The organism is Edaphobacter sp. (assembly GCF_035532915.1).
GTDB lineage: Bacteria > Acidobacteriota > Terriglobia > Terriglobales > Acidobacteriaceae > Edaphobacter.
In genome coordinates, this window is sequence record NZ_DATKQC010000232.1 from 1 (window position 1) to 13,050 (window position 13,050).

Below are 13,050 nucleotides of genomic sequence, written 5' to 3' on the forward strand. Positions count from 1 at the left end.
TCTCGACGGGGCACGGCCTCAGCGTGTCCATGTTCTCTACTTCGATTCAGAGGTGCAGAAGGCGGAGACGTACGAGGCTGGCCAACCGGTCCACCTTAACCCGGTGGGAGGCGGCGGCACCGAATTTGGCCCATGCTTTGAGTGGCTGGATGACCATGGAGTTCTGCCGCAGACCCTCGTCTTTCTGACAGATCTGTATGGCTCGTTTCCGTCGTCAGCTCCCGGCTATCCCGTCCTATGGGCTTCGACCGGCGGGAGGCAGGCCCCCTTCGGGGCTGTTATTCCCATGGATGCAGCCTGAAGGGAAGCTTTCAAGCTCTCCGTCGCTCGGAAGAATGTCTTCGACGTCATCCCGCAGACCTAGCCTTCCTTCCTCCCCGAGTCTGCCATCAAGACGCGCAGTTGAACGGTCTCCCGGATAGTCGTCAATCCTCGACAATTTCCGTCCGCTACATATAAAAGCTGTAGCGAGGCTCGATCTTCTGGCCGGGTTCGCAAAAGCGGAGGACCTTGCTCACTTCTCGCGAGGCCCGGAGCGTTACTGGCGATGCTCCGTCGAACTGCGTGCTGTTCCAATTCAATTTGGTGAGCGCGAGAATCTCCTGATTCAGGAAACGCTTGGTCTGCTCTGCGGCTTCAATCGTGATATGGGTGGGCTTTGGCACATACAAGCCTGGATAGGTTTCAAAGAATGGAACGCTTCCCCGGGTGTAGAGCAACGACTCATCCTCGGACAGCTCCAGCATGGTGCCGCGCAATGGCGGATAGACCCCAGCACGGTACAGTCTTCCTTCCGACTCCCGCAGGTGAAGGAGATCATAGGACTCGATTTCCACTTCGGCCAGAGCTTGCTCGAAGCCGAGCCGTTCCTCTCCGGAATACGAGGAACTCTTGTGGATCACGATGCGCGCCGGCAGCGTCCTGTGGACCTCTTTGTAGCGGGCCAGCGCGCCGCGTAGAAGAGTGAACGCTCCTTCCTCGTTCAAATGAGGCTGGCGATCATCCTTCGAGATGGCTGCCGTACCGCCGCGGACCACAACGCCTTCCCCGCGCTCGTTGAACACCTGCGCCACACTTGTGAGAAGAACGCTCCGATCGAGGGACTCGAAGAAGCTGACTCCCACGTAGCATGTCTGCAAGGCGGTACTGGCTCGGATGAGCCGCCAGGGCGTCCCTCCTGCCTTGTAATAGAGAGCGCAGAAGATATTCCATGCACGGGTCGCTTCATCCTGAAGTGGGCGCACTATGCCTGCACGAGATTGCTTTCGGGCCTTGGTCTCATCGTAGGTCGCTGGAAGAATGATCTGGATCGGGACCCTGAGCGACATGGCGCGCGCCTTCAGGAGATGGTGAAAGTCGTAGCGCACCGCTGAGAGAGAGCCCCCGGCCAATGCCTCCAGGAGCTGCAGGGGCGGAGCACAAATAATGACCTGCGGCTGGGCATTTTCGCAGAGAACATTGAGCTCTTCCATCAAGAGCTGGACCGCGCGCTCTACACGCTCGACATTTCCGGCGAGTTGCTCGAGCTGAGCCAGAGCGGAACGGTTGATGCTTCGCGTGCGGCTCGAATCGACCACAACTTTGCAGCGGAAGGCGGTCAGGCCATCCATGCTGGGAAACTCTGGAAACAGCCGAGGCTGCTTGCTTGCCTTCGCAGCAATCCCACCCTGGCACTTGAGCAGCCATTGTGAGACGCCTTCGGTCGTCTCCGCCGTGCCCACCAGGCCGGCCACGATTTTCTTTGGCGCCAGGGAAGATGACACGTCCAGAGGTCCGTAATCCCGAAGTCCGAAGCGGATATCGATATGCTTGCCGGATCCGAATTCAAGCTCTGGCTCGCCCAGAAACGAAAGTTGCATCAGAGCAGCCCGCCCTGTCCAGCGTCCTCCAGGATCAAGGACGGACCGGCGGGCTCCCTCTTCAACCAGGCTGCATCATCAAAACCGTGGTCGAGAGAAAACTGAAGCAGCTCGTCGAATTGAATCAGCTGATTCGTGCTGAACAGCGTTTGCTCCCGTAAGAGGGAAGCCCACATGACGACCTGTCCGTGGACTGCCTGGTTGTTTTCCAGCCTCTTGATGCCACTGAGGGCTAATGCGGACAGATGGCTGGAACGGAACCCATCTTTCGTGAACCGGTAGGTCGGGGTGATCTGGAGATACCAGCGGCCACCATAGGAGACGAACCTCCCGGAAAACGCGGCGTGCCGATAGTAGGAGATCTGTTCTTTGTCCTTCTTCGAGCGATATGCTTTGAAGACCGTGCGCGTCGCTGCCTTCCGCCGGCTCTCGTAGCTGCGGCTTTGATCCTGCAGGTCCTCGCCACCACGCATGAAGAAGCAATCCTCCATCTTGGAGAAGCTGATCCCATCTCCATACAGCTGATCGCGGAGGGTGGCATTCAACAATTCCACAAACAGCCTGCTCTGCTGCGGTTCCGCTGCATGCGCCCAATCAGCAGTAGTGTTCCTCTCGACAGTGCCAGCCTCGCGAACGGCTGACCAGGTTCCTTCGCCGAGGTCGTGGAAGGAGTAGATTGCCTTTCCGTGGAAGACAAATCCTCGCGGGAAGTGCTTCCTGGAAGACGCCAGCTCGGCGAGCACGCTCTTTTGATTGGCAAACTCGGTGCGCGCGGTATAGTAGCACTCCGGAAGAGAGCGCACCGGCACTAAGTCGCTATAGATGATCTCATTTCTCGGTTCACTCCCAAGATCGATCCCCGTCGAGACCGGAAGCGCCAGCGCCTCCAACTGCGCCCGCGAGGACACGTCAAATCGGTTCGCACTCTTGTCAAACCGGATCTTTCGCGACGCGCGCATCGCGGGATCGGCGAAGTAATGCTGGATTGAAATCCAATAGGCTTCGTTCCGGCTCGGCCTGGACCGAATCAAAATGACAGGGGTATTCCCGTTCATCCAGTAATCGATATCCCGTTCCGCGCACAGATATTCGAATCCAGTCGCTGTTTCGGCTTGAAACGGTCCCTCGGAAGCCTTGCTCTGCACCTGGATGATGAAATTCGTGGCTTCACCCGTCTCCTTGTGCCGGATCTCGATAGTCCCGTCAATCCCGGCTTCGGTTCCCCCCGTGGGGTACCAAAGGAACCCCATCTCCTGCACCACTCTCTGAATCAGAGTGACGCCGAGGTCGCCGATCATCGCCGCGTTCGTTATCTTCTTCATTTATCGAGCCGATGGTTGATTCTCCGATGGTAAGCCTATTGCCGGACATGCCACAAATCCAATGCAATTTATCCAACTGCGACTCTCGGGGCTGAGACTCATTGATCCGAAGCCCTAACCGCGTTGATTCGAATCGGAGGTGTGCCGATGCAAAAGGTAATACGGATTTTCGCGGACGGCTCCGCGATCCGGAATCCCGGCCCTGGCGGATGGGGCGTCGTCCTGATCCAGGGAAGGGAACGTCGGGAGATGTCGGGCGCGCATCCCTGGACGACCATCTCCGAGATGGAACTTGTCGCGGCGGTCCAGGCGCTTCGGTCGGTGGAGGGCCGAGCGCGGATCGAGCTTCACTCAGACTCTGAATACCTGATCTATGGAATGCGCGCATTTGTCTTCCGCTGGCAGCGTCAAGGTTGGCGAAACCGGCGCGGAACCGAACTGCAGCACCGCGAATTGTGGATGGAGCTGATCGAGCTGAACACAAGTCTTCTCATCCGATGGAAGTGGATCAAAGGTCACAGCGGGCATCGCGACCAGAGCCGTGCCGACGAACTGGCGTATGAAGCTGCCCGCTCCCTCCGTGCGCAACAGAAGGTAGCGGCATAATGCCGGCGAAGAATTCAGAACACCCGAGAAGGAGAAATACAGATGGCATCGATTGCGGAAACAAGCTCGCTGTTTGAAATCGACGTGGAGCTCGACGGACTCCTCGAAGAGATCGAGGAGCAAACTGCACAGGGCGGCGAACCATCCGGGGAACTCGTTGCACGCTTCCAGCAATTCTGCGCGGCGCACGGCGAGAAGGTCGACCGGATAGGCCGCTTCGTGCGCATTATGGAAGCCCGAGAACAGTATTGCCGAAGCGAGGCCGCGCGGCTTACTGACCGAGCCCGGGCCACAGCCGGCAAGGTAGAGCGAACCAAGAACATGGTGCTCTACTACCTGATGAGCCGCGATCTCAAAGCAATCGAAGGACGAGAATTCACCCTGCGCGCCCAGAAGAACAGCCAGGACTCGGTGCGGATCACCAATGAGGCTGCGCTACCAGTCGCCTTTCGCAAGATCGACCTCCGCATCGGCGGTGTCCTATGGGAAACGGTCCTTGCGAATCTCCCCGGCGAGCTTGGCAAAATGCTCGAGAGTGCTGTGGAAGAGTCAAGGCCAGACACCGACACAATCAAAGCCGCCATCCAGCGCGAGGAACAGGTTCCAGGCGCAGAACTGCGGCGGGGATGGCACTTAAGAATCAGGTAGCAGTGATCCGGCCTCTGAGAACATAAAGTTCTCAGAGGCCAATCGCAGATTCCATCTCGTCGCTGAGGCGCCTGCGGCAATCGGCGCTTATGTCATCTTGTCGGCGTGGTTCTTGCGGATCCACCCCTCGACGTCTCTGCGGATTTCGGCCGCCAGTTTGCCTGCGAGATCAGCCTCGCCCTGAGCCACGAGCCCGTAGTCGTCATAGGCGCCCGTATTTCGCTTTCGGCGTAAGGCATCGAGCCTGGGGATGAGCTTTCTCTCCGGATCGATCGAGAACTCCAGAGCCTCGATCGTGCGGTAGTGTTCGCCTCCGCCGCGGACAACCCGGTACCCAGCCGCGCGCAACGCGGCTGTCGCGGAAGCTCGGATCGAGTCCCAGGCCAGGCTCAGTTGCGCATCGGAAGTCATCTCGCTCGCGACCGCAATTCGATAGTCGCCGAGATGTCCGTCCGCATTCGCGAGCAGGCGCTCGATCTCCTCGCGATCAGACCCGATTTTCTCAAGCCACCGATTGCTGGCCCAGTTTTCTAAGGACATCCTCGTCTCCGATCAGAAAGAGCTTGTTGTCGCCGAGCACCGTCTTCAGGAAGTTGCCGCGCAGCTTGCCTCTGAATTCATTCGCCGTATAGACCGTAGGGTTGATCTCGCGGTTCAGCGCTTTCTGTGCGTTTGCGATTCGGTCGACCACATCCTCGAAGCGCACTTCACCCACAATCATCAAATCGACGTCGCTTTGCTGGCCCTCACGGGAACGCGCCACGGAGCCATAGACAAAAGCAAGGTCGATATTCGCTGCGACAGGACTTAGCGCAGCCAGGAGAATGTCACGGATTCCGACCGTCTTCGCGACAATGGCCCGCATCTCGGCGAAGATGGGGCTGGCCTCGTTGACGCTAAAGAGGGTCTGGGTTCCCAGAGTCTTTTTTGTCACCAGACCTGCATCGACCAACTGGCGCAACTCCCGCTGCACGGGCCCCAGTGTAATCCCAGTCATGCGGGCAAGTTGTCTTAAGTAGTAGGACTCGCCAACATGCCCAAACAGAACGGCCAGCACCGCACCGCGCGTGCGCCCAAACAGCGTGCTCGAAAGTGTACTAGCTGTACCCATTCTGGAGTCAATCGTACCCGAAAAGGATACAGGAAGCAATGCCTGGGTGCATTCGGGGCGATTCTGGCCTCTGAGAGGATTCAATTCTCAGAGGCTGGAAGTTCCCAGATGGTACTGAGCAGCACATGAAGAGCACCGCGCTCAACGCCTGTGCCCTTATTTGAAATCGCGCCATTGTTGAGACGGTTGGCTGACTGTATCGTTCATTGGAGCGTCAGAATCACCCTCGGGAATCATGTCAGAGGGCTCTGAGGAATTCACCCGTGCTGCAGAGAGTGCCGAAAAAGTGGCTAAGATTTTCCGCAACAGAGGTGGAGTGGAGCAATATTCCGACCTCAACATTCCGCTCCTGAGCGGCCTCGGTGAAATTTGCGGACGATATAAAGACATCACGGCAATCTGCCACCACGCACTTCGCATGAAGAGCAGAGCGCTCGGAACGGTCAGGAGATAGTGACCGTGGGTCATAGAAAACCTCGGGGAGCCGGCCCCCTGTCGGCCACTGCTCGGATTGAAATCGATGGGCAAACCTCCGAACCAGCTCAGCTGATGACGAAGTGTCACCGAGTTTCCGTTGGATATCGAGGAACATGCGAACGTTGAGCGTTGGGCGTTGAACCATTCGCTCGGCAAGCGCACCGAAGACCTTCTGCCCTTGGTACACTGCATACCCGGCAACGAGAATGGTCTCTTCTGCCTGCCGGAAAAGATCGCTGACAACCACACTCGTGTCCCGATGTTCCGCACCGGGTATCAAAGGGCCAGTCAAGACCAGGTCGATGTTATTTCGAATTGAAGAAGGATCCGATCGGGCGGACGCAAGCAGATCAAGCGAGTAAGCAGTCGCGGCCGGTTGCATGCCAATATCGGACATCTCTTGAAGATGGGCAGACACAGGACCAGCTAGGGGCTCAGCAATGTACCGCCCTAGGGTTGATGCTGAATAGGGTGCACACAACCGTCCGCTACGCAAACTGGCTGCGAGCGTCCTCAATTCAGCCGGCGACAGTGATTGCAGGGCTTCCTTCATTGGCGAATATCTCCGAGAACAACTCCGCACCTAGATTTTGGACGGTCGGAACGACCAGGGAACGATCGAGGAAGTCATTCTGCTGTTCACAGCTTGTCTCTGAGATCAGCAGACACCCATGACAAGCCGCACCATGGAGAAACCGCCGTTCATGCGCATTCGGCGGATCATGCTGTGCACAGACGGGATCGTTCGAGCAGAGCATCCCGAGATCCAAGGCGATCTTTACCACTTCGTGAATCTGCCGCCCCAACTGCACCAGCCCACCTAAGGTACCCTCAGCATCGGAAGAACCTGTATAGAGGAGCACGCCAAACCCAATCTCCGGGACGGCGTAAATCCGCTCGCGGATAGAACTCGCCGGGTACCCACATCTAAGTGCCACAGCGGTGAGCAGCAGATGCGAGAAAGAGTGCATCATCAAGTAAGCGAGGTGCGGAGGCTTTCGGGTTGTTCCTGAATGCTCCTTGCGCCAAGCTTCAAACCCAATTCCGAGCGCCATCGCACGGGTAGTCACGTCTGGTTTGTTCATCCACGATTTAATGGCCTCTTTGTTGAACTGAAGGAAGATTCCTTCTCCTCGATTCTCGAACGCAGGCAGCCAAGAGACCTCTGGCGCCAGCGAAGCCCGCCTGACTCCGATATCCAACTCGCCTTCGGTGTCTGGCGCAGCAGATTCAAACCTCGTGAAGCCGACCTGTGCGACGACTTCCCGCAGGCGATGCACCAGCACCACGCGTTCAATTGGTGCCATCCACGGTTGATCCCAAACGTTACGTGGCAGGTTGCGTGCATAGAAGACGCCGTCAGGGTGGTCTGCCCCGATCTCGTCCTTCGCCGCAATCAGTGTTTCCAACTCCGCAACCTTGACCGACTTCTCAACCTTCGTTGCGCCCAACTTCCTGGACTGAATTTCTGCAAAGACCTCGTCGTCCGAGAATCCGTCGAGGGCCTCCTTCACCACGGCCTTCTTCTTTTCATATCGAAGCTCATCAATTTCCTGTACGGTCTCCAGGTAATTCCAAATTCGGTCCACTGTCTGTTTGATCGCTTGGTCACGATCAGGAAGCGAGATTACGCTCATGAGCTGCGGGAAGTAGGCGTTGGAAGCAGAACGGATCAGCAGCCTGCTCGGCTCCCCGCAGCTCTCGTTGGTGAATACACCCAGCCATGGACGTGCGCCATCGCACGATCCAAGCGCTCGGTTGGCGAGAACGGCCGCCTGTGCCATGCTGCGTTCCGCCTTCCCGCACTCACATCGAATCCACACTTCGGTCAGGTCTCCGCTTGTACCCCTCTCGTCTATGAAAAGCTGGCGCCGATTTTTGGCGCAGTCGGATGGGCCGTTATGGGTGAAGGCGTACCAGTCAATGTCGCCGATGTGGCCAGCACGGCAGGCACGTACAAACCGAACTGGAACCACCGAGCGCTTTTTCTTGTCCCGATCGATGAACTTCCCTCTCGTTAACGACTTCTTGTGAACCAGCAGCCGGGTACGCGACCTGCCTTGCTCTTGCTCTTCAGATCCCTGCACAATGAACCACTGAGGGAACTGAAACGCGACGATTCCCCGCGGTGGAGCTGTTGGATCGTCATCGGCAGACGGCGGGGTCTTCAAGTCCACAGACGGAACGCCAAGAACCGCAGCGAGCTTGCGACTCAGACGTGGCTCAGAAATGAACTCGCCTCCCTGCGTCCAAAAATTCAGCCCCGCAACCAGAACTGAGTGGTCCGGCAGATCTACCATCGATCCCGGTCCGAACGTAGTGACCAATTGACTCTGTCGAATCTCGCCCTGCGGCGGCTTCACAATGCGGCTCATAAGGCGTCATCCTCCAGGTCAACATTTTCAAGGGTCTTCACCCAAATGTTCACCGCCGACTCTACGTCACGAAGCGAGCGATTCGCTCGGAACTTCATCTTTGGGCTCGTCGGTGGGAGAGTCTTTACCTCCGGGCTGAGGAAGTCATACAGCAGCGGCTTGGCTCCGCCGACCTCATGCTGGTTGTACTGGAACGCAACGCCATGCGATGCGTAATCCTGCGCTTCCTTCGCCCACGAATCCAGAAGGTCCAGGCATCTGCCCCGTACCTGGAGGCGCAGTCGATCAGACTCATCCTTCGACATCTCTTTCGAATGTTCTTGCGCTCTATCGGCTAGTGCCATAACGACGGGATCTAAGGTGCCGAGTTCATTCAGTATCTGCATCGCACCCAGCGCCGGCGTCATCGGGCGGTGTCCGTGCCTGACAAGGCCGACAAGCGTTGGGGCCAGTCCCTTATCTAATGCCCTTGGAGAGAACGGCGTCACACTCGTCGCTTCCACACTTCGGTAGAACGTTTCGTGGTACGCGGCGAAGCGCTCATAATGCGAGCGATCCCGAGGCTTGTGAACGTTGAGGATCGTCACCACCAGGCCGGGCCGGTCAGCATCGCGTCCAACGCGGCTTGTCGCCTGGATATACTCGGCGCTGGCTTTGGGCTGCCCGAATACCACCATCAGTCCCAGCCGCGTGATGTCCAGACCCACCGAGATCATGTTGGTCGCGATCCCAACATCCACATGTTTGTCATGGCTGAAGGGATACGCCAACCGCTGCTTCGCCTCCGAAACGCGAGCCGTATCCACCCGGCTGGTCAGCTCAACCGGTTCATAGCCGATCTTCCGACGATCGAACAACCCTGTTGCCTCACCCTTGCGCTTCCTGTCTGCGTATCCCTCCAACCGGTTGCGGACTTCGTCTTCAATCAGCCGGCGGGCGCCACCAAGCTCACGCAGGCTGTTGAAGTATCCCAGGAGCGTCAAGTACGGGTCGGCGGCGGTATCTGGCTCGCTGCGTTTCTTCAGAGTGTTTTGCCATTTCTGCGAAGCTCCCAGGAGCGCAAGATACACGCGCAACATTGCGACTTTGGGACTTCGGCCCTGCGCCGCAACCCCAACGTATAACCGGGCGTTGCGTTCCGACGAGGGCAGCGTCTCGGCAAAGAACGAGTCGCGCCGATCCGGTCCCGGCGGCGGAAAGATGTCCACGAAGCTCCGATTAAACAACGCCCTGATCTGCGTCTCAGCTTTCCGCACTGTAGCCGTTGAAGCCACAATCTTCGGCCTCACGGGTTTGCCATCCTTTTCAATCACGCAGAGTTCATCAAGCGCTGACTCGTACAGTCCCACCATGGTTCCCAATGGCCCGGATATCAGGTGCAGTTCATCCTGGATGATCAGGTCTGGCGGCCGCAGTTGCGGCACGGGCAACTTGTTCCCCCGCAGCGGGTCACATGGCCCATAGAACCCGTCCTTATCGCTGCGTTCCACTCGTCCGAAGAACGCGCCCACTTGGCCGGTCCATGGAAGCGCCGCGAACTTGTCCACCGTCGCGATCATGAAGCACGGCAGCCGGCGATAGATCGGTTCATCCACTGCAAGAATCGGCAGGGGTACACCGCGACCGAACTTGCAGTGTGGATTGATGCAGGAGATACGCAGGTCAGTTGGGTTGTCGGGATGGGGCATGAGCCTGAATGAGTTCTTGCTGAACTTGGTACCGCACCATGGACATTCCTCAAGTGGAATCGGCGACGGTCTCCGGTCATCGTTCAGGAAGCGGATCGTCCTTGCCCGAGCTGTGTTCTGGTCTTTGTCGCCCTTCTTTCCCATGCGGTTCGGAGTGGCCGCCCGGCCCACCCACAGGCCGATCTCAAAGGGCCAATCGCCCAACTTCTCGGCGTCTTGCTGACGTTCCAGTTCGAGTGCGCAGATCAGCGTCGCGGCGCGGCTGAGCTGTTCAAAGGTCAGCAGCCGCAGTGTATACCGCATCAGCACGCTCAACCCCGCTGACGTGATCCCCGGATTACGCAGGCGCCTCAGAACCAGCGTGAACGCCGCCAATCCCAGGTAGGCTTCCGTCTTGCCGCCGCCTGTCGGGAAGAACAGCAGATCGACCACATCCCGGTCATCACTGCTTGGCTCGGCAATCGCCTTCAGGTTCATCAGCAGAAACGCCAACTGGAAGGGGCGCCATGCCGGCTTCACTTCTCCATACGGCTTGCCCTGCATGACGCCGAATCGGCGGCGGGCCGCCTCGGCCATGCATTTGTTGGCGATCCTGAATGCCTCCAGACAATCGGACGTATTTAGCAACTCGATTCCGCTGTCAATGCGATTTGCAGCGACGTTCGCACGTTGGACCAGCTCCTGTCCGGTTGCGTAACGCTTCTGCGGGGCCTTGGGAACCTTCTCAGCTTCCGCTTTGATCCACTCCCTGTATTGATCCACAAGGGGACCCAGCTTGTGATTGGCGTCTTCCCCATCTTTGAGGGCGGCAAGAGCGTCCATCAAAAGCTCAACGTCGTGGATAGGGGCCGCCTCAACCTTCTCCACTTCGGCGTCTGGAATCCAGCAGGTGCGGACCAGCTTGCAGCAGACGCCGTCCTGGCGGATCGCTTCCGTGGCGACGTTGTGGCCCACGGAGTATTCCCCGTCATCGCGGTATTGCAGATCGGCGACGCGCTCATCCCAGTCGTCGCTCGCTATGCCGCGCAGGTCCGGTCGGCGAAGGAATTCAACGTCCGCGTGAATTTCAAGCTGAACCTGAAATGCGAAAGCCTCGTCACGCGTGTCGTCCGGTGCCTCAGCCCGGCGATTGACTACAAAGATGGACACCGTGCGGGCACCGGCGGGCACCTCCGCTCCTGTGGCCAGGATTCCAACGGGGCGGGACAAGTAAGCAACCACAAGTCCATCGCTCTTCGGTACGTCCACCTCACGCGGCTTGTCAGTGGGCTTAGTCAGGTCGATGGGTACCACTTCCTCGCGTGGTATACGAGTCCACTCTTCTGGAGGCTCTTTACTGCGCCGGTAGTCTCCCCATCGGACGATGACTCGCATGCCTTTGGTTCGGGCCGGCACAATGATGCTGGCACCGATGGAAGACGGGAAGTATCGCGGCCTGGCTGAGCCTTTCTCCGTGGGCACGTCTTCGTCGGCAGCGCCACCGTCCCCGGCCTGCTCAAGTTCATCGTCGGCGGTCTCGTCGGTTCGCTGCTCGGCCTTGGCTCCCAGGGGTACAAGGAAGCCAGTGAGATACCAGCGCGATGGCGCCTGCTGAAGCACCTCTTGTGGATCGCCCAGGTCGGTACCGGGGCCGACAAGGTCCAGACGCAGCGCTTCAACGAGTTTGTTGCGCACTTCAGCAGAGGTCATCTCTTGAGCCATCGCTTATGCTTCCTCTTCTGTTTCAACAAACAGCGGCCCCGGCGAATCTGCGGCCTTACTCTTCCGGGTACTCTTCTTCGCAGTTCTGCGGCTCGTGTTCTCCGAGGGTCCGTCAGGTGAGTTCGCAGGAACCAGTATCTGGCCCTCTTCGAGAGCACGCTGGCGGTTAAGTTCGAGCAGACGTGCAAGAACCTCGTCGTGAATCTCCTCCGGCCAGCGAAAGCGGAACCTCTTCTTTTTGGGACGTCCGTTTTCGTCTTCTTCGTCTTCCTCGTCAAACTCAGGGAAGAACGCGCAGACCGGCTGAATATCCCGCCAACCGTAGGCGTCGAGGACGGCGCGGTCCATCCCGGCGTGCAGTTCGCGCAGGTGCTGGACGTCGGCGGAGTCCACATTTGGATCGTGGAAGCGATTGTAGGTCTTTGTCAGGCCCTCGTTGTTGCGGATCATCAGATCGGCGCGGAATTCATAGTAGGCCTTGCCTGCTTCCTCCAAGGTTGAGTTCGATTCGTAGCCGACGGGAAATGGGAAGGTCTCGAAGCAGTCAGAGGGCGTATAGCGGAGGTCGTCCTTCATCGATGAAGCCATGAAACGTGCCCATACCTCATGCAGACGAGACTGTAGGATAGCGAAGCCTTGAAGCGGGCCTTCAAGAGGAAATACGTTAAGGCTAATGTCAAATACTTTGCCAGTCTCCGTGATTACAAATGACAGCCATGTTGAGATACGGCATTGCACCAAGATTCTGCTCTTTCCGTTTAGTGCGTTGAGCATGCCCGGACGTCGTTCTGCAAATTGCCACCACAGCCTAGCGTAATTCTCTCGATTGTCCGTATCTCTCGATGGCTTTACCCGCTCTTTCACAATTCTGAGAAGGTCTGGCCAGTCTGCGGCAACCGGTTCGGGATAATCAATTGGAACGATTCCGGTGCGTAGCATTTCAGCCTTTTCTTGAGTGCTGCTATGTTGCCAATCTTTATTAAGCGAGCGACGTTCGAGTGGAAAGTCGGCGAAATCGATGATGTACCGATGATGCGCATGGGAGGGATTGTTGTTTAGCTCTTCTCCGCCAAGGAAGGGGAAGATGCGCTCAGCGTTTGTAAGCGATTCGGATTTGAGCCTGTCCATCTCTCGAATTGACGAGGCAATCCCCTTTCGATCAGTGTCATCGAACGTAAAACCCATTCCTAGCGGAAAGACGCCAGCGAAGCTGACACCCGAATTCTCCTTCAGTGGCAAAAGATCAGCATTGCCACCCGCGTG

General features: G+C 57.9%; 11 protein-coding genes. 3 read left to right on the plus strand and 8 right to left on the minus strand.

What is annotated here, in order from left to right; translation table 11 throughout:
* Positions 1–301 (plus strand): VWA-like domain-containing protein (locus VMU57_RS11195; protein ID WP_325383379.1); only part of this gene is annotated, 301 nt, incomplete at its 5' end.
* A gap of 148 nt (positions 302–449) precedes the next feature.
* Here the strand turns inward: VMU57_RS11195 and VMU57_RS11200 are convergent.
* Positions 450–1,859 (minus strand): hypothetical protein, encoded by a 1,410-nt coding sequence (locus VMU57_RS11200; RefSeq protein WP_325383381.1) that lies wholly within the window; start codon positions 1,857–1,859, stop codon positions 450–452.
* On the minus strand, positions 1,859–3,181 hold the full coding sequence (locus tag VMU57_RS11205; protein WP_325383383.1) for a DUF4365 domain-containing protein: 1,323 nt from the start codon (positions 3,179–3,181) through the stop codon (positions 1,859–1,861). Before VMU57_RS11205 ends, VMU57_RS11200 begins: the two co-directional genes overlap by 1 nt.
* 147 nt (positions 3,182–3,328) lie before the next feature.
* Between VMU57_RS11205 and VMU57_RS11210 the strand changes: the two genes are divergently transcribed.
* A complete protein-coding gene (locus VMU57_RS11210; RefSeq protein ID WP_325383385.1) occupies positions 3,329–3,787 on the plus strand; it encodes a ribonuclease H in 459 nt (152 codons plus the stop codon).
* 42 nt (positions 3,788–3,829) lie between these two features.
* On the plus strand, positions 3,830–4,435 hold the full coding sequence (locus VMU57_RS11215; protein WP_325383387.1) for a siphovirus Gp157 family protein: 606 nt from the start codon (positions 3,830–3,832) through the stop codon (positions 4,433–4,435).
* An 87-nt stretch (positions 4,436–4,522) separates the two neighbouring features.
* Here the strand turns inward: VMU57_RS11215 and VMU57_RS11220 are convergent, their stop codons facing one another.
* The 6 genes from VMU57_RS11220 to VMU57_RS11245 form a co-directional block, all read right to left on the minus strand.
* Positions 4,523–4,975, minus strand: a complete 453-nt coding sequence (locus VMU57_RS11220) for a hypothetical protein (RefSeq protein ID WP_325383389.1) — start codon at positions 4,973–4,975, stop codon at positions 4,523–4,525.
* A complete protein-coding gene (locus tag VMU57_RS11225) occupies positions 4,938–5,546 on the minus strand; it encodes a nucleotidyltransferase domain-containing protein (RefSeq protein ID WP_325383391.1) in 609 nt (202 codons plus the stop codon). Before VMU57_RS11225 ends, VMU57_RS11220 begins: the two co-directional genes overlap by 38 nt.
* A gap of 238 nt (positions 5,547–5,784) precedes the next feature.
* Positions 5,785–6,576, minus strand: a complete 792-nt coding sequence (gene drmC / locus VMU57_RS11230) for a DISARM system phospholipase D-like protein DrmC (protein WP_325383393.1) — start codon at positions 6,574–6,576, stop codon at positions 5,785–5,787.
* Entirely contained in the window at positions 6,542–8,398 is a 1,857-nt protein-coding gene (locus tag VMU57_RS11235) for a DUF1998 domain-containing protein (protein WP_325383394.1), read from the minus strand. Before VMU57_RS11235 ends, drmC begins: the two co-directional genes overlap by 35 nt.
* Positions 8,395–11,787, minus strand: a complete 3,393-nt coding sequence (gene drmA / locus VMU57_RS11240) for a DISARM system helicase DrmA (protein ID WP_325383396.1) — start codon at positions 11,785–11,787, stop codon at positions 8,395–8,397. The genes VMU57_RS11235 and drmA overlap by 4 nt, the downstream gene beginning before the upstream one ends.
* A gap of 3 nt (positions 11,788–11,790) precedes the next feature.
* The coding region (locus VMU57_RS11245) for a type IIL restriction-modification enzyme MmeI (protein WP_325383398.1) at positions 11,791–13,050 on the minus strand (1,260 nt) is incomplete at its 5' end.